Raw genomic sequence first — 17,545 nt, 5'->3', positions numbered from 1 at the left:
CGCGCCCGCAGGCGTTGCCGTCAGCCTCGGCGGGGCGCTTCGGCGGGCGGCGTGCCGATGTGGAACAGGGACTTGAGCTGCGAGCGCAGTTCAGGCGAGTCAGCGTGCTTGTGCACCGTGGTGGCGTGCTGCACCGCGGCTTCCAGCAACTCCTCGTCCGAGTCCGCGGACAAGGCGACCGAGCAGTTCATCTCGCTCGGGTACTCACGGCAATCGATGTATTTGCGTGTCATGGGGCTCTCCCCGCGCATGCCTGCAAAGGCATTGCGTGCTTGAACAGCCGGCGCGCCAGGCGCAACACACCAGCGCGATGGCGCGTCGCATCGCGGCCGGTGTTTTCAAAGTATAGGTCCGCGGCGCGCGCCGCAGACGTCTTATTTCAGGGGGCCACACCGGGTCCGTTTCTCGCCGGCGCCGCATCGGCGGCGGTGTCGCCGTGCGATACGGGTCGACCCAGCAGATAGCCCTGGAAGTGCGAGCAGCCCTCCGCCGTCAGGCGTTCCAGCTGCGCTGGTGTTTCCACACCCTCGGCCGTCGTCGGAATGTCCAGACTGCGGCCGATGCCGTTGATGGCGCGGATGATGGCCAGCGCCTCGCGGCTGGATTCGACGTCCTGCGTGAACGACTTGTCGATCTTGATCTTGTCGAACTCGAAGGTGCGCAGGTAACCCAGCGACGAATAACCCGTTCCGAAGTCGTCCAGCGCCACCTTGACGCCCAATTCCTTCAAGCGGTGCAGCGTTGCCAGGTTGCCGGAGGAATTGGTGAGCAGCACCGATTCGGTGATCTCAAGTTCCAGCCGGCTCGCGGGCAGCCCGGACTTGGTCAGCGCAGATTCCACCAGCGACACCAGCGCGCCGTTGGTGAACTGGCTGGCCGACAGGTTGACCGCCACGGTTTCGTGGTCGTCCCAGCGCATGGCCTCGACGCAGGCCTCGTGCAGCGTGAAGGCGCCCAGTTCGTGGATCAGGCCGGTTTCTTCCGCGATGGGGATGAAGTCCTGCGGCATGATCAGACCCTTTTTCGGATGCTGCCAGCGCATCAGCGCCTCGCGGCCCACGATGCGCACGTGGCTCACGTCCATGATGGGCTGGTAATAGAGCTGCAGCTGATGCGAGATGATCGCCTGGCGCAGATCCATCTCGACTTCGTGGCGCCGCAGCGCGGCGGCTTCCATTTCAGGCTCGAAGAACGCCAGGCAGTTGCGGCCGTTGCGCTTGGCCTCGTAAAGCGCCATGTCCGCATAGCGCAGCAGGTGGTCGGCCGACAGCGCCTGTGATTCGGATATGGCGATGCCGATGCTCACGCTGACGGGCACGGTGTGCCCGGCGATCTCGAAGGGCTGGCGCACCGCCTCGATCAGGCGCTCGGCCAGCTTGCGCACGTCGTCCTGTTCGGCGATGTTGGGCAGCACGATGGCGAATTCGTCGCCGCCCAGCCGCGCCAGCGTGTCCTGTTCGCGCAGGTGCTTGGGCAGGCGCTTGGCCAAGAGGCGCAGCAGTTCGTCGCCGTATTGGTGGCCCAGCGTGTCGTTCACGCTCTTGAAGTTGTCCAGATCCAGGCACAGCACCGCGGTCGAACGCTCACGGCTTGCGCCCAGCGCGCTCAGCAGCCGGTCGCGGAACAGGCGGCGGTTGGGCATGCCCGTCAGCGTGTCGTGGTGCGCCATGTAGCGCACCTGCGCGTGCGCGGCATTCTCGTCGGTGACGTCGTCCGCGATCAGCAGCACGTAGCGCGAGCGCGGATCATTGCTGTGAAATGCCAACGTCTTGGTGTTCAGCGTGCGCGGGCCGCGCGCGGTGGCCAGTTCTTCTTCCTCTTCGCGCATGGCGCCGTCCGAACGCAGCGCGTCGTTGGTCAGGCGGTCGAAGAACGCGCACACCAATTCAGGCAGGGCTTCTTGCGCGGTCTGGCCCTGCAGGCCGCCCGGCTTGCCGCCAAACGTTTCCTCGGCCTGCCGGTTCGCCAGCAGGAACTTGCGCGACACGGCATCCAGCACCAGCACGCAGGAGGGAATGTGCGACACCACCGCCTGCAGAAAGGTCGACATGGACGTGAGCTCGCTGTTGTAGTGCTCGACCAATTGCTTGGCCTTCAACAACTGCTGTTCTCGTTCGCGGCGTTCGGTGTTGTCGCGCGTGACCTTGGCAAAGCCGATCAGCGTGCCCGTGTCGTCGTGGATGGCGTCGATGACGACGTGCGCCCAGAACAGCGTGCCGTCCTTGCGCACGCGCCAGCCTTCGGCTTCGAACTTGCCGGTTTCACGCGCGGTGGCCAGGCCGCGCTGCGGGACGCCGCGTGCCTGGTCTTCCTCGGTGTAGAAGCAGGAAAAGTGGCGGCCGACGATTTCGGCGGCGGTGTAGCCCTTGGCGCGCTGCGCGCCGGCGTTCCAGTTGGCGACGGTGCCATCCGGGTTGAGCATGTAGATGGCGTAGTCGACGACGCCTTGCACCAGGTGGCGGTACATGACGTCGGAATTGGCGAGGATCATTGGATGCGGCGGGCTCGCGCTCCGGCCGCGTTGGGGCAACGCGTCTGCGCGGATGTGCCCTGAAGAACTAGGGGTTATACGGATTTACGTCGTGAAGCCGGCAATATTTACCTTACTGTCACGAAAAAGACCAATCTATCGAATCGTGTCGTACAAACGCATTTCATTGCATCGGTCCGCGATCAGAATTTGACGCGTTGCTTCAATGCCTGCGCGATCATGGCGACGTCGATGTCCTTGCCTGGGTTCTTCAGGCAGAAGTCGTGCAGCACCGCGATGTAGGCATTGCCCAGCAGCTTGGTGATGGCGCCTGCCGTGGTGGCCGCGATAGTGCCGCCGACGGCGCTGCCTGCGCCGGGGATGAACTTCAGCATGCCCGAGACCACCGAGCGGCCGATGAGCGTGGCGGCCGACGCGCCCAGCGTGGATGTGACCAGCGTGGTGATTGCGGTGGTGTTCAGTTCCATGCCGAAGGTGATGCCGATCTTGGCGATCATGCCGACCTGGATCGGCACCAGCGCAAAGGCGTCCGAGAACGGAATGGGTGCTGCGGCGGCCGAGGCGGCCAGGCCCGCGGCCACGTTCACCTCGATCTCAGCCCGCTTTTTTTTTACTTCCAGGGCCTTCTTGTTGCGGGTGGATAGCGCGTTGGCGTAAGCGCGTTGCTGCGCCTCGGGCACGTGCTCGGCCGTCACCTCGATCAGGCGGTCCAGCCCCATGGGCGGCAATTCGGCATCCAGTTCGTCGATCCATTCCGGCAGCGCGCGCACGGCGACGACCTGCCGGGCGCGCGGCAACAGCTTGCGCGCCTCGTCGACAAACGGACTGTTCTTGCGCGCTTTGGTCAGCACGGCCACGACAGGGATGCCGGCCTTGTCCAGCATGTCGCACAGCTCGATTTCCGCGTCCTCGACGCGGTGGCTGCTGTCCTGGATGCACAGCCACGCCACGTGCAGGTGCCGGTCCTGGTCGTCGGATGCCGAGCGTTCCTGGATCAGCTCGGCAAGCTGCGCGCGCGAACCCTCGTAGTCGCCGACTTCCAGGCCGCGCGTGTCGATGATCGTGAGCGGATGGCCCGGCCGGGTGAATTCCTGCGTGGTCTGGGTGACGGGCTTGCCCGCGCCCGTCCGGGCAAGATCGCCGCGGAACACCGCGTTGAGCAGCGTGCTCTTGCCCACGCCCGTCTTGCCGGCAACCAGGATATTGACGCGGCCGGCGCCGCGCGTGGCCGTGCTGATGGCATCCGCGATGGCGTCCTGCAGGTCGGGGTGGTCGGGGCGGATGGCGCTCATGAGGGAACAAGGAAAGCGAAGGAAGGATGGCGGAACAATATCAGACGACGACTTCTTTGGCGCAAAACGTAATCGCCGCCAAACGTGTCGTCCATACGGGGGACACCATCGGCACGAGTCATGTCCCTCATGCCGCTCAGGCATCCCGTGGGAGGGAATGGGGTTTTTTCTTGCCGTAAAAGAAGGGGCCGCAGCAGACGCCGCATCAGGAATATTTGGGGGCGGATTGTCCAAGTCTTCAAAGGGTTACATCTCACATAATCCCCTCGCGCTTTCCCAAATGGCGCTGCGTAGAATCAGGCCGTTGTAAGGCTACGCCGCGGCACCCGCGCAACCATCATGCACCGTCTTGCGCTCGTCCCCCGCTTGCTGCGCTCGCGCCCCGTGACCAAGGGGCTGCGCTACTTGTACCGCTACACGCGGTCCAGGGCGGAGCGTCATAACGAAACGCTTTGGCCCTTCGTGACCGTGCGCCGCGACGGGCCGGAACGTCTGACCGGCTGCAATCTGCATGGGGTGCGCGGCCCCAAGACCCTCCCGCTGGCCGAACTGCCGCGAGGCATCGGCGGCGATGCGCACCTGATTCTCAGCGGCCCTTCTGTCGCGCAGATCGACTACGCCCAGTGCCGCATGCGTACCGTGATGGGCGTGAATGGCTCGATCGCGCTGCGCGCCCGCCATCCGGCGCTGCGGTTTGACTATTACGCCATGCTGGACGCGGGGTTCGTGAAGAAGCGCCGCGACCTGGTGGCCGAGGTGCTGGCGCAGGACCTGGTGTTGTTTGTGACGCCCGAGGTGTACCGCTGGATTGCGCTGCTGTTCGACGATCGGGCAGTGCGTTGCCGCATCGCACTGTTCGAGGAAGTGCATCAGCGCGCGCAACGGCCGCGTGCGCAACCTGCGGCGCTCGAGGCGCAGCTGCGGGCTGACGAAGAATTGGTGTTGTTCGATGCGCATCATCCGATGCACGCGCACGGCTTCAGCCTGAATGCCGCCCGCGGCCTGTTTGGCGGCGGAACGGTGGCCTACACGGCGTTGCAGCTGCTGGCCTGGCTGGGCGCCAAGACGGTGTACCTGCATGGGCTGGACCTGACGGCCACGGCGGGCCCGCGTTTCTACGAAAGCGCCGGCGCGCAGTTGCCCACCGCGCTGGACCGCCAGTTTGCGGGACACATCGAACCCGCGTTCCGGCAGGCCGGCAAGCTGCTGCGGGCGCGAGGTGTCCAGGTCTACAACCTGTCGCTGCTGAGCCGGCTGGGCGACGACATATTTGAAAAACGGCATTGGAGTTGTTTGCTGGAAGACCCCTCCCCGCAACCGCCGACGAGACCCGAATCATGAAGATCCTCTACACGAATTTCCACCAGGGCGATGGCGGCGGTCACACGACGTACGTGATGTCGCTGGCCCGCATCCTGTGCCAGAAATCGCAGGTCACGATCGGCGCGCCGCGCAAGAGCCGCCTGCTGGCCGAAGCCGAGGCCCTGCCCGGCCTGCGCACCGTCGATCTCGAATTCAAGGGAAAGGTGTTCGAACAGCTTGCCGCGCTGCGCCGCCTGCGCAACCTGGTCCGCCAGGAACAGTTCGATGTCATCCACGTCAATGGTTCGGCCGATCACCGGCTCTGCATGCTGGCCACCATGGGCATGGGACGCAAGCGCCCGTTCATCGTGTACACGCAGCATAACGACCGCGATGCCAACAGCTTGGGCGTGCGCCTGCGCGCCAAGTGGGGCACGAACCGCGTCATCTGCGTGTGCAGCCACACGTTCCGGCGCATGAAGCAGTCGGTGTTCCGCAACGAGGATCTGCGCGTGGTGCACAACGGTGTGGATACCGAGAAATACCGTCCGGCCTGCCGCACGGAAACTGCCCAGGCGCGCGCGCGTTTTCTGCCGCCCGCGCTGCGCGACCGGCTGGTGATCGGCAGCAATGCCGGCACGGCGGACTACAAGAGCTGGATCGACATGGTGGCTGCGGTGTCGCTGCTGCCCGCCGGCCAGCGCAGCCAGGTCGCCGTCCTGATTGCCGGCGCGATGCCGGGCGATGACATGCTCAACCGGGTGGCCGAGCTGGGCATGCAGGATCAGGTGGTCTTCACCGGCCTGCTCGACAACGTGGAGCCCGTGCTGGCGGCGCTGGATGTGGGGTTTGTGCTGTCGTCCCGGCTTGAGACGATTTCGTTCGCGTGCCGCGAGATGATGGCCGCGGGCAAGCCGGTCATCGTGTCGAGCGTGGGCGGTCTGACAGAAAACGTCACCGAGGGTCGCAATGGCTGGATCGTGCCGCCCGGGTCCCCGGAATCGGTGGCCCGGACGCTGTCGGACATCCTGGCGAACCGCGGCGTGCTGCACGCCATGGGCGTGGATGCGCGCAGCACGGCGCTCAAGGAGTTCTCGCTGGCGACCTTCGTCGGCAATACCGAACGCGTCTACCGCGAGAACGCTTACGTCAGTAGTGGATCACCGTCCGGATCGACTTACCTTCATGCATCAGATCGAAGGCTTCGTTGATACGGTCCAGGGGCAGCGTGTGCGTGACGAACGGATCGAGGTCGATCTTGCCGCTCATTGCGTCTTCGACCATACCCGGCAGCTGCGTGCGGCCCTTGACGCCGCCGAACGCTGAGCCGCGCCACACGCGGCCCGTCACCAGCTGGAACGGACGCGTGCTGATTTCCTGACCGGCGCCGGCCACGCCGATGATGATGCTTTCGCCCCAGCCCTTGTGGCAGCATTCCAGCGCGGCGCGCATCACGTGCACGTTGCCGATGCATTCGAACGAGAAGTCCACGCCGCCGTCGGTCAGTTCGACGATGACTTCCTGGATGGGCTTGTCGTAGTCCTTGGGATTGATGCAGTCGGTCGCGCCCATGGCGCTGGCCAGCACAAATTTGTTCGGGTTGGTGTCGACAGCGATGATGCGGCCGGCCTTGGCCTGCACCGCACCCTGGATGACCGCCAGGCCGATGCCGCCCAGCCCGAATACCGCGACGGTGTCGCCTTCCTTGACCTTGGCGGTGTTGTGCACCGCGCCGATGCCGGTGGTCACGCCGCAACCCAGCAGGCAGACTTTTTCATGCGGGGCCGCCGGGTTGATCTTGGCCAGCGAGATTTCGTTGACGACGGTGTATTCGCTGAACGTCGAGCAGCCCATGTAGTGATAAAGCGGCTTGCCTTCGTAGCTGAAGCGCGAGGTGCCGTCCGGCATGACGCCCTTGCCCTGCGTGGCGCGCACTTTCTGGCACAGGTTGGTCTTGCCCGACAGGCAGAACTTGCACTCGCGGCATTCGGCCGTGTAGAGCGGAATGACGTGATCGCCGGGTTTCAGCGAGGTCACGCCTTCGCCCACTTCCACCACCACGCCCGCGCCTTCGTGACCCAGCACGGCCGGGAACAGGCCTTCGGGATCGTCGCCGCTCAGCGTGAAGGCGTCCGTGTGGCAGACGCCCGTGTGCGTGATCTGCACCAGCACTTCACCGCGCTGCGGCGGCGCGACGTCGATTTCAACGATTTCCAGGGGCTTGCCGGGGCCGAATGCGACTGCTGCGCGTGATTTCATAGCGATGCTCCACGTAGATGGGGTTATTTCAGATAGGAACGGACGATGCGCATGAGGTCATCGATCTGCGATTCGGTCTCGGGCCTGGGGTCGGGCGGATTCGCCTGAGTAGACTGCAGGAAGGTTTCCCGCAGATGGCTTTCCAGCACTTCGGCCATCAGGCCGTTCGTGGCGCCGCGCAGCGCCGCCAGCTGCTGCAGCAGCGCGCCGCATTCCGTGCCTTCGTTCACCGCGCGTTCCAATGCTAACGCCTGCCCCTGAATGCGGCGCAGGCGCGTGACAACGCGTTTCTTTTCTTCTGGGGAGTGCGGCACGGCAGGCTCCGATTCGATACAGGGGGGGAGTATACGGATTTCGAGGGGGCGCGTCCAGGCGGGGCGTGCGCCGACGCCCCGCTGCGTCGGTCACCCGCATCGGCCACCTATAATTTCGCCTGTCTTCCGCCCGACCCGACAGGACTTATCCGTGGCCATGATTCCCTCTGATGTGCGGCTGTACCGGGCCGCGGACTATCCCCGCATGCCTTGGCGCAACGGCGGCGGCACGACGCAGGAAGTCGCCTGCAATCCGGGCGGCCATACCGCGTCGTTCGGCTGGCGTCTCTCGCTGGCCGACGTCGCGCAGGACGGCGGCTTTTCTGCCTTTGGCGGATATCAGCGGATCATCACCGTGCTGGAAGGCCGCGGTATCGAGCTGACGGTGGACGGGCAGCGCCAGCCGCCTTTGGCGCCAGGCATCGCGTATGCGTTTTCCGGCGACGCACAGGTGGCATGCCGCCTGCTCGACGGCCCCATCCGCGACTTCAACCTGATCTACGCGCCCGACCGGTGGCACGCCCGCCTGCAATGGGTGGGCGGCGCAGAGCCCTGGGTGTTTCACAGCAGCGCGACGAGCGTGCTGGTGTTCAATGCCGGCGGAGACCTGACGGTGGAGCTGGACGGCGCGCAGCATCGGCTGGCCTCGCGCTACGATTGCCTGCACGCCGAAGGACGGGATGGGTTTGGCCAGTATCGTCTTAGCGCGGAACACGGCGTCGACGCGTGTGTCATTGAACTGTCGCCGCGCGCGGGCTGATGCGCGTCGCGTGGATGTAAGCAACGCATCAGCGCCACCGAAGCCACGACAACAGCGCATCAACGGCGCTTCGAAAAAGGGGTGTGCATGCGGATCTGCATGATGGAAGGCCCGGCCGGCCTGATGCCGGAAGGCGCGAACTGGGTAGGCATCGCCGAGCGCATCCACGAGTTGGCGCCCGACCTGCTGGTCACCAACGAGATGCCGTTCGGCCCCTGGCTGGCGGCGTTGCCGTCCTATGACGCCGCGCTGGCTGCCGAGTCCGTGCGTATCCACGAGGCCGGTCTTGCCGCGCTGGCGGCGCTGAACGTGCCAGCCATCGTGTCGTCCCGCCCCGTGTTTGCCGGCGGGCGGCTTGCCAATGAAGCGTTCGCGTTGCGGGACGGACACTATGCGGCGCTGCATCACAAACAGTATTTTCCGCAGGAACCAGGCTTTTTCGAGGCGGCCTGGTTCCACAGCGCGCGCGACGGATTCGAGGTCGCCGACGTGGGCGGCATTCGCGTCGGCGTGCTGCTGTGCACCGAGCTGATGTTCAACGAACGCGCGCGCCGCTATGGCCGAGACGGCGCCGAGCTGATCGTCGTGCCACGCGCCAGCGGCGCGTCTAGCGGCCGCTGGCTGACGGCGGGCGCCATGGCCGCGCTGGTGTCCGGCTGCTACGTTGTCAGTTCGAACCGCGCCGGGCGCACGCCCGAGGGCCAGGTGTTCGGCGGCGTGGCGTTTGCGTTCCAGCCAGGGGGCGAGCCGCTGGCGCAAAGCACCGATACGGAGTCCATCGTGGCGTTCGAGGTGGACCCCGCCCGGGCGCGGGCGCAGCAGGCGCTGTATCCCTGCTACGTAAAGGAATAGCCCATCAGGCCGGCAGTAGCGCCGGCTGGCCGTAGGCAGGCACCGCGTGCTGCGCGCCGCCCTGTCCCTGCGCCGGCAGCCGGAATGCGCTGACCGCTGCCTGCAGCCGCTGCGCCTGCGTTTCCAGCGACGACGCGGCCGCCGCGGCTTCCTCGACCAGCGCCGCGTTCTGCTGCGTGACCTGGTCCATCTGCGTGACGGCGGTATTGACCTGGTCGATTCCGGTCACCTGCTCGTTGGACGCGGTGGCGATGTCGTTCACCAGCATCGTCAGCCGCTCGATGGTCTCCAGGATCTCGGTCATCGTCAGGCCCGCCGCCTCGACCTGCGTCGAGCCGGCCTGCACCGTGGCGCCCGAGGCGTCCAGCAATTGCTTGATTTCCTTGGCGGCGCTGGCGCTGCGCTGCGCCAGCGACCGGACCTCGGCGGCCACCACGGCAAAGCCCTTGCCTTCCTCGCCCGCGCGGGCCGCTTCCACCGCCGCGTTCAGCGCCAGGATGTTGGTCTGGAACGCAATTCCGTCGATCACACCGACGATGTCCTCGATGCGGCTGGAGTCCTGCGCGATCTTGCGCATCGTGCTGACCGCGGCCTGTACGGCGTCGCCGCCGCGCTGCACCACCTCGGACGCGGTGGCGGCCATCTCGTTGGCCATGCGGGCATTTTCAGCGTTGCTCGTCACGGTGGACAGCAGTTGTTCCATGCTGGCCGCGGTTTCCTCCAGCGACGCCGCCTGCTGTTCTGTGCGGCTGGACAGGTCCTGGTTGCCCGCCGCGATCTCGCTGGAACCCGTATTGATCTCGACGACGCCGTCGCGCACGGCGTGCACGGTGCGCACCAGGCTCGCCTGCATGTCCTGAAGGAACGGGATGATCTGGCCCACGCAGTTCCTGCCGAACGACGGAATCGGCGTGGTCAGGTCGCCGCCCGCGATGCGCTGGAAGTGGCCCTTCAGCGAATCCAGCGGACGCTTGACGAAATACACGACGTAGCGGTCGCCCAGGATCAGCAGCAGCAGGCAGATGCCCAGCACCACACCCATGCCGATATAGGCCTGGCGGCGGTTGGCATCGGCATTGCCCAGCAGCTGGACTTCGCGCGCCTGCGCGTACGCCTCGTATTCCTCCATGCTCTTGCCGAAGCTGCGGCTGGCGGTGACCACCGGCCCGGACGCCTGGGCGCGCGCCTTGTCGACCTCGCCCGCATCCAGATGCCGGCGCTGCACGGCAATGCCGTCGGCCAGCGCGTCGAATCCCGAACGCATGGCGTCCAGCAACGCCGCCGGGGCGTCGCGCCGGGCCAGCTCGATGAATTGCGCCTGATGCTTCTTCGCTTCGGTCAGCGCGGTGTCGATGCTGCGCCCTTCGGCCGCGGCCTGGTCTTTCTGGCCGCCGGCCACGTATTCCAGCTGGCGCGACAGCCGCAGCCGCGCGCGCATGATCTGGTCGTTGACGCGGGAAAGCGCCGATACCTCGTGCAGGAGTTCGTTGCTGGCTGCGAGCGCTTCCTCTGCGCTGCGCAGCCCATGGACGCTGATGGCCGACAAGCCGGCGATGAAGAGGCTGATCACGAGCAAGGTGCCCAGGATCATGCGGCGGATGGTGATGTCTTTCAGAAACTGTGTCATGCGCGTCGTCCCAAAGGTGCAGCAAGCCTGCATAAGGACAACGGCCCCGCCAGAACCTTATTTAGCGGATGTTGCACATCTTACGAATATGACGTCGCACCGCCCGAATATATCGACACGAACGGCAATAGTGTTGCGTGATGACGTTGTCATCGGACTACTGGCGTATCAGCGCGACGCCGGGGTCTGCACCGGTTCACTTGCGTCGAACCGCAGGCGGGCAAAGCTGGCGATGCAGGCCAGCCCGGCGCACAGGCCGCCCAGCCACAGGGCCGCGATGGCGCCGTGCGTGGTCGAGACGTTGAAGCACGCAGCGACCAAGGCCGCGCCCGTGGCTTGGCCCAGCAGGCGCACCGTGCCGATCATGCCGCTGGCGCCGCCCGCCCGCGACGCCGGGGCCGAGGTCATGATGGCGCGCAGGTTGGGCGACTGGAAAAAACCAAAGCCCGCGCCGCAGATCGCCATGCGCCACGAGATGTCCAGCACCGACGGGTCGGCCGGCATCAGCGCCAGCAACGCCATGCCCAGCGCCAGCAAAGCGAGCCCCACGCCGCCCAGCATGCCCGCCGGATAGCTGTCGGACAGCCTCCCCGCGATCGGCGCCATGATGGCCACTACGACGGGCCATGGCGTGATGAGAAAACCGGTCTGGACCTGGCTGTAGCCCAGCACCGACTGGAACAGGAATGGCAGCGACACGAAGGCCAGCGCCTGGGCGGCGAACGCGCATACCGCGGTGGCCGCGGACAGCGCAAAGAGGGGGCGGCGCAGCAGGTCCACTGCCAGGATGGGCGCGGGGTGGCCTGCCTGGCGCCGCATCAGCAGCCAGAGGCTGGCCGCCGCCAGACCGCCCTCCAGCGCCACGCGCGGCCACGGCGCGCCGTGCGCAAGTTCATTGGTCGCCAGGACAAGCAGCCCCAGCGCCATCGCGCACAGCAGCGCGGCCAGGCCGTCGAATCCGTGACCGGATCGCGTGGTGTCGGGCAGGCCGCGCAGGGCCAGCACCGCCGCCAGGATGCCGATGGGGAAATTGACGAGGAACAGCCAGTGCCAGGACCCGAGCAGCAGGATGGCCGACGCCACGGTGGGCCCGCCGGCAAACGACAGCCCCACCACCATGGCGTTCAGTCCCAGGCCGCGGCCCAGCATGTGCGAGGGGTAGATGAAGCGCAGCAGCGCGCCGTTCACGCTCATCACGCCCGCCGCGCCCAGCCCTTGCAGAATGCGCGTGGCCACCAGGACGGGCAGCGACGGCGCCAGGCCGCTTGCCAGCGAGGCCAGCGTGAATACCGCGAGCCCCACGATGTAGACGCGCCGGTGACCCAGGATTTCGCCCAGCGCGGCCGCCGGCAGCAAGCCGGCCACCATCGCCAGCTGATAGCCGCTGATGACCCAGATGGAACCCGCCTCGCTGGCCTGCAGGTCGCGCGCGATGGTCGGCAGTGCGGTATTGGCGATGGCCGTATCCAGGCTGGCCATACAGACCGCCAGCATGACGGCGATGAGTGCGCCCAGCCGTTCGGCGGCGGGCAGGCCGACGCCGGCCGGATAGACGGTGCTGCGGGAGAACGAGAGCATGAATGGGCTGCGCTGCGAGGGCGTCCGGCCGGTGCGTCCGGATTCGTAGGCACTGATTCTAATGCGCTGTTTGAATTCGGGCTTTTCGTCTGACGGCATGCGCGTCAGGGTGGGCTCGGGTCAGGGCGGCAATTCAGGATGTGCGCGCCCGATTAAACCTGTCATGCGCGGCGATTATCCGATTGGATAATCAGACGGTAATTGTCACTTAATGAAACTGCTACGGAAATTCAATCACAACAATATGTACAGCGGAAATTTCCACGATCTCTAAGGAGAGGTTAATTATTGCGGTGCAGTATTCCAGGCTGATTCGTTAATAATCGTAATAAATACCCCTGGTATATGAAACTATTTGGTGCCGCATACCAATATTTGGACGTACGATTATCCGCAGCAGGATTGATGGTGCAACCGTATACCGTGGAGGCATACCTCATGAAACGCCCGACCTTGCGCGCAGCGACGCTGTGTTTGTTTATCGGTGGTGCAGCGCCCGGCATAGCGCTCGCTCAGACCGCCACCGCCAATTTCAACGTCACGCTTACCATTACGGCCAATTGCGTCATTTCCGCGACTGACCTCAGTTTCGGCAGTCAGGGCGTGCTGAATACCGCGGTTACCGGCAATACCAACCTGTCAGTTACGTGCAGCAATACCACCCCGTATACCGTCGGCCTGAACGCGGGCACGGGCACGGGGTCGACGGAAGCCCAGCGATTTCTGAGCGGCACCGGCGCCAATACCGCGACGGTGGCTTATCAGTTGTACAAACCGGGCAGCACGACCGTCGTGTGGGGCGATGCCGACGTTGCAGCGCGAGTGGGCGGCACCGGCACCGGCGCCGCGCAGCCCATCCAGGTGAACGGCGTCGTGCCCGCGCAGACCACGCCGGCGCCCGGCACCTACTCTTCCACGGTTACCGCGACGGTCTACTTCTAAGGGGGCCGCCCGATGCGGATGTTTTTTCGGGCGCTGCTTGCCGCCTGCCTGGCAGGCTGGGGCGGCGCAGCGGTGGCGGCTGCCCTGCAGATCTCTCCGGTGCTCGTCGAGCTTGCGCCCACGCAGGGTGCAAGCGGCATCATGCTGCGCAATCCCGGGTCCACGCCGATCTACGGGCAGGTGCGCATCTACGGTTGGGAACAGGCGGACGGCGACGACGTGCTCTCGCCAACCGACGACATCCAGGCCAGTCCACCCATCATCCAGGTGCCGCCCGGCGGCGAGCAGCTCGTCCGTCTGGTGCGCGTGTCCAAGGATGCGCCGTCGCTGCAGCAGGGGTTCCGCCTCATCATCGACGAAATTCCTGACCCGTCCTCGCCCGGCGTGAATGGCGTGGTGCTGCGCCTGCGTTATTCGGTGCCGGTGTTCGTGTCCGGCACGACGCCATCTCCGGAACCCGAGCTGGCGTGGCGCGCGGAACGCTCTGGCGGCGACTGGGTGGTGAGGCTGTCCAACAGCGGCAGCCGCTATGCGCAGGTGGCCGCGCTGCAGATCCTGAATGCGGCGGGCAAGCCCGTGGCCGAGGTGGAGGGGCTGCTGGGCTATGCGCTGGCCAACCGGGCGCGCCAATGGAGCATTCCGGCAAAGCAGGGCGCGGCCGGGCCGGTAAAGATCAGGGCAATGATCAACGGCGACACGGTCACCGTCAGCCCGCGTTGACCGCATGACCGCGTTCCGGCTTGCCGCTCGGCCCGCCGGCAACCACAGAAGGGCAGTCTATGGCAGTGCGCGCTACCCGTCTCCGCGGGCAACGCGCCTTGGGAGTCGCACTCTTCCTGCTGGGTGCGCCTGCCCAGGCGGCGGATGTGCCCGGTCAACTGGTCTCGTTCGGCAGCATCGCCGAGCGTGACGTGTACCTGGAGGTCAGCATCAACGGCGTCAACACATCCCAGCTATTGCGCTTTCACGACACGCATGGCCGCCTGTCCGTCAGCGGCGCCGCGCTGCGTTCGCTGGGCGTGGACCTGTCCGTGATCGGCATGTCCGCGACGCGCGAAGTCAGCCTGGATGCCGTGGCCGGCCTGCGCTACGTGTACAACCCGGCGGCGCAGTCGGTGGATCTTGTGCTGCCCGACACGTTGCGCGTGCCGTACGAGGTGAATACCCGCGGACTGCCGGCCACGCCGCTGGCGACGGCCGGGCGCGGCGTGGTGGTGAACTACGACGCCTATGCGCAGACCGACTACGAGTACGGGCTGTCGCTGTATTCCGAACAGCGTTACTTCGATTCGAATGGCGTGTTCAGCAATTCGGGCACGGCCTACTTCGGCGGCCGCGGCGATGAATACGTGCGCTACGACACATTCTGGACGCGCTCGGATCAGGAGACGCTGCGCACGCTGCGGCTGGGCGACACGATCACCTCGTCGCTGAACTGGTCGCGCTCGGTACGCGTGGCCGGCGTGCAATGGGGGCGCAACTTCGCGCTGCGTCCGGACCTGGTCACCTTTCCCGTGTCGTCGCTGAGCGCGTCGTCGGTCGTGCCGTCGTCGGTGTCGCTGTTCGTCAATGGCGTGCAGCAGTACTCGGGCAACGTGCCGCCGGGGCCGTTCGTGGTCAACCAGATTCCGGGCATCACCGGCGCGGGCCAGGCAACCTTGATCACGCGCGACGCGCTGGGCCGCACCGTCAGCACGTCGGTCCCCTTGTACATCGACCCGCGGATGCTGGCGGCGGGGCTGTCCAGCTGGTCGGTCGAGGCGGGCTTCGTGCGCCGCCAGTTCAGCGTGCGCTCGTTCGACTACGACAGCAAGCCGGTGCTGACGGCATCGGGTCGTTACGGCTACACCGACAACCTGACGCTGGAGGCGCACACCGAGGCCGGCCCGGGGCTGTACAACGCCGGCGCCGGCGCGATGGTGAAGATGGGGCAGCTTGGCGTGCTGAGCAGCTCGCTTTCCGGCAGCGCCGGGGACTACAGCGGCGGACAGGTCAGCCTGGGGTACCAGTACGTGCGGCCCGAATTCAGCGTGGACACGCAGGTCACGCGCCTGATCGGCAACTACGGCGACCTGGGCTCGCGCGAGGACGCGCCGGTGCCGCGCCAGACCGACCGCGTGACGGTGTCGATGCCGCTGAGCCGCTCGCAAAGCGTGGCGCTCAGCTACATCGGCTACCGCATGCCGGACGTGCCGATGGCAAAGCTGGGGTCGGCCTCGTACACGGCCAACCTGCACAGCCGCGTGGTCCTGACGCTGAGCGCGTACAAGGACTTTTCGCAATCGAATTCGGAAGGCGTGTTCCTGGGTCTGGCGGTGATGCTGGGCGAACGCGCGCAGGCCGGCGTGTCGGTCGGCCGCCAGGGCGGCGAGGACACTTACAGCGTCAACGCGCAGAGCAGCGTGCCCTATGAGGGCGGCTGGGGGTGGGCAGTGCAGAACGGCCGCAGCGGCGGCATGCAGCTCAACCAGGGCCAACTTCAGTATCTGGGCCAGTACGGGCTGGTCAGCGGGCTGGTCCAGGACTACGGCGGCCGGACGCAGGCGTCGGTGCAGGCCTCGGGGTCGCTGGTGATGATGGACAGCACCGTGATCCCGTCGCGCCGCATCAACGACAGCTTCGCGCTGGTCTCCACCGATGGCACGGCCGATGTCGCGGTGCTGCACGAAAACCGCCGGCTGGGCCGCACGAACGGCAGCGGCCATCTGCTGGTGCCCGACCTGAACGCCTACCAGACCAACCGCATCTCCATCGACCCGGAAGACCTGCCCGTGGACGTGCGGCTGGACTCGACGCGGGCGGTCGTCGTGCCGCAGTCCGGCGCCGGCGTGCTGACCACGTTCAAGGTGGAAAAGTACGACGCGGCCTCGGTGATCCTGACGCTGCCGGATGGGGCGTTCGTGCCGGTCGGGGCCGAGGTTGCGCACATCGAAAGCGGCAAGCGCACGGTGGTGGGCTACGACGGCCTGACGTTCGTGGAGGACGTGGCAGCGACCAACCGGTTGCGGGTGCGCGGTGGTGGCGTGTCGTGCGAGGCCGTGTTCGATTACGCGCACTCGGATGCCGATCCGCTGCCGACGCTGGGACCGATCGTGTGCGAGCCGTTGGAAAGGGGGCAACCATGAGAATCGGCCTGCTGCTTGCCGCCATGGGCGTCTGCGCGGGCTACGCCGGCTCGGCGCAGGCTAACACCTGCGCGCTGTCGGCCGGCACGACTGCCACGCTGGACTTCGGCACGGTCAATCCGCTGCTGCCGGGCGACACGGTGGCGGACGGAACGGTTGCCGTGACCTGCAATTTTTCGCTGCTCGCCATCGGCGCGCGGCTGTGCTTCAGCCTGGGGGTGGGCAACACCAGTCCGTCCATCGCGGCGCGCGCCCTGGGCGCGGGCACGAACCGCATGAACTACAACCTGTACACGGACGCGGCGCGGACGCAGATATGGGGCGCGGCGACGGCCGGGCAACCGACGTCGCAGACGCTCACCGGCCCGCTGCTGGGGGGCGGCAACGTGTCGACCACCTTCCGGTTCTACGGCAAGCTGCCGGGCGGGCAGTCCACAGTGAGAACCGTGAACAACGCCAACACGGTCTACAGCGAAACCTACACCACCACCGGCACGCTGGACGTGCTGTTCGGCCTGCTTTCGGGCCTGTCCAACTGCCCGCTGGCGGCGCCGACGCAGCGCATCACGATTCCGCTGGTGGTGCGCACGACCGTGCAGAAGAACTGCACCATCAACGCGACGGACATGGCGTTTCCCCCGCGCGGCGTGTTGAGCGCCGCGGTCACGGCCAACAGCCAGATCACCGTCCGATGCACCAACGCCAACGCCTTCTCCCTGGCGTTGAATGGCGGCTCGGTCGCCGGCAACGTGCTGGCGCGCAAAATGAAGCACACGACCGCCGCCGACACCGTGAGCTATCAGCTCTACCAGGATGCGGCCTACGGCACGGTCTGGGGCGATGCCTCGGGCGGCGCGCCGCGGGCGGGCGTGGGCACGGGCGCCAATCAGACCTTCACGGTCTATGGCCGCGTGCCTGCGCAGACGACGCCTCGGCCCGGCACGTACCGCGACGTGGTCACCGCCACGATCACGTTCTGAACACGCGGCGCCGCAGCCGCGTC

The 17,545-nt window shown here is 66.4% G+C and carries 15 protein-coding genes; 8 read left to right on the top strand and 7 right to left on the bottom strand.

All coding sequences use genetic code 11. From position 1 onward, the window contains the following. Positions 1 to 20: 20 nt before the first annotated feature. From B2W22_RS28055 to B2W22_RS28045, 3 genes are all read right to left on the bottom strand, one after another. Positions 21 to 233, bottom strand: a complete 213-nt coding sequence (locus B2W22_RS28055; RefSeq protein ID WP_175123779.1) for a DUF1059 domain-containing protein — start codon at positions 231 to 233, stop codon at positions 21 to 23. Between the two features lie 146 nt (positions 234 to 379). Then, positions 380 to 2,491, bottom strand: a complete 2,112-nt coding sequence (locus tag B2W22_RS28050) for a putative bifunctional diguanylate cyclase/phosphodiesterase (protein WP_286940435.1) — start codon at positions 2,489 to 2,491, stop codon at positions 380 to 382. A gap of 182 nt (positions 2,492 to 2,673) precedes the next feature. After that, positions 2,674 to 3,783 carry a YcjF family protein gene (locus B2W22_RS28045; protein WP_175123777.1) on the bottom strand — a complete coding sequence of 370 codons (1,110 nt, stop codon included), beginning with the start codon at positions 3,781 to 3,783 and terminating at the stop codon, positions 2,674 to 2,676. Positions 3,784 to 4,122: 339 nt separating this feature from the next. Here B2W22_RS28045 and B2W22_RS28040 point away from each other — a divergent pair, with 339 nt between their 5' ends. Both B2W22_RS28040 and B2W22_RS28035 read left to right on the top strand, forming a co-directional pair. Beyond that, positions 4,123 to 5,124 carry a hypothetical protein gene (locus tag B2W22_RS28040; protein WP_218342305.1) on the top strand — a complete coding sequence of 334 codons (1,002 nt, stop codon included), beginning with the start codon at positions 4,123 to 4,125 and terminating at the stop codon, positions 5,122 to 5,124. Continuing rightward, entirely contained in the window at positions 5,121 to 6,296 is a 1,176-nt protein-coding gene (locus B2W22_RS28035; RefSeq protein ID WP_286940433.1) for a glycosyltransferase family 4 protein, read from the top strand. The genes B2W22_RS28040 and B2W22_RS28035 overlap by 4 nt, the downstream gene beginning before the upstream one ends. Here B2W22_RS28035 and B2W22_RS28030 read toward each other — a convergent pair. Next, positions 6,235 to 7,344, bottom strand: coding sequence for an S-(hydroxymethyl)glutathione dehydrogenase/class III alcohol dehydrogenase (locus B2W22_RS28030; RefSeq protein WP_056319378.1), 1,110 nt, complete (start codon positions 7,342 to 7,344; stop codon positions 6,235 to 6,237). The genes B2W22_RS28035 and B2W22_RS28030 overlap by 62 nt on opposite strands. Positions 7,345 to 7,367: 23 nt before the next feature. After that, entirely contained in the window at positions 7,368 to 7,658 is a 291-nt protein-coding gene (locus B2W22_RS28025) for a metal/formaldehyde-sensitive transcriptional repressor (protein WP_175123774.1), read from the bottom strand. 157 nt (positions 7,659 to 7,815) lie between these two features. On the opposite strand from B2W22_RS28025, the gene B2W22_RS28020 reads away from it, so the two are divergent. Further along, positions 7,816 to 8,418 carry a HutD family protein gene (locus B2W22_RS28020; RefSeq protein WP_286940432.1) on the top strand — a complete coding sequence of 201 codons (603 nt, stop codon included), beginning with the start codon at positions 7,816 to 7,818 and terminating at the stop codon, positions 8,416 to 8,418. 87 nt (positions 8,419 to 8,505) lie between these two features. Beyond that, on the top strand, positions 8,506 to 9,270 hold the full coding sequence (locus B2W22_RS28015; protein WP_175123772.1) for a carbon-nitrogen hydrolase family protein: 765 nt from the start codon (positions 8,506 to 8,508) through the stop codon (positions 9,268 to 9,270). Between the two features lie 4 nt (positions 9,271 to 9,274). On the opposite strand, the gene B2W22_RS28010 is transcribed toward B2W22_RS28015, so the two are convergent. Both B2W22_RS28010 and B2W22_RS28005 read right to left on the bottom strand, forming a co-directional pair. Continuing rightward, positions 9,275 to 10,897, bottom strand: a complete 1,623-nt coding sequence (locus B2W22_RS28010) for a methyl-accepting chemotaxis protein (protein WP_175137140.1) — start codon at positions 10,895 to 10,897, stop codon at positions 9,275 to 9,277. 168 nt (positions 10,898 to 11,065) lie between these two features. Next, positions 11,066 to 12,475: an MFS transporter gene (locus B2W22_RS28005; protein WP_175123770.1), complete on the bottom strand. Its 1,410-nt coding sequence runs from the start codon at positions 12,473 to 12,475 to the stop codon at positions 11,066 to 11,068. A gap of 438 nt (positions 12,476 to 12,913) precedes the next feature. Between B2W22_RS28005 and B2W22_RS28000 the strand changes: the two genes are divergently transcribed. From B2W22_RS28000 to B2W22_RS27985, 4 genes are read left to right on the top strand one after another with little or no spacing between them, the layout of a single operon-like run. Continuing rightward, positions 12,914 to 13,417, top strand: a complete 504-nt coding sequence (locus tag B2W22_RS28000; protein ID WP_175123769.1) for a Csu type fimbrial protein — start codon at positions 12,914 to 12,916, stop codon at positions 13,415 to 13,417. 12 nt (positions 13,418 to 13,429) lie between these two features. Then, a complete protein-coding gene (locus B2W22_RS27995) occupies positions 13,430 to 14,137 on the top strand; it encodes a fimbrial biogenesis chaperone (protein ID WP_175123768.1) in 708 nt (235 codons plus the stop codon). Positions 14,138 to 14,196: 59 nt separating this feature from the next. Further along, positions 14,197 to 16,542, top strand: a complete 2,346-nt coding sequence (locus B2W22_RS27990) for a fimbria/pilus outer membrane usher protein (RefSeq protein WP_414632040.1) — start codon at positions 14,197 to 14,199, stop codon at positions 16,540 to 16,542. Then, a complete protein-coding gene (locus tag B2W22_RS27985; protein ID WP_175123767.1) occupies positions 16,539 to 17,522 on the top strand; it encodes a Csu type fimbrial protein in 984 nt (327 codons plus the stop codon). The genes B2W22_RS27990 and B2W22_RS27985 overlap by 4 nt, the downstream gene beginning before the upstream one ends. The last annotated feature ends 23 nt before the right edge of the window (positions 17,523 to 17,545 follow it).

It is taken from the genome of Achromobacter sp. UBA4530, assembly GCF_002388205.1.
GTDB classification, from domain to species: Bacteria; Pseudomonadota; Gammaproteobacteria; order Burkholderiales; family Burkholderiaceae_B; genus Achromobacter; species Achromobacter animicus.
This window is presented reverse-complemented; position numbering and strand designations above follow the sequence as displayed.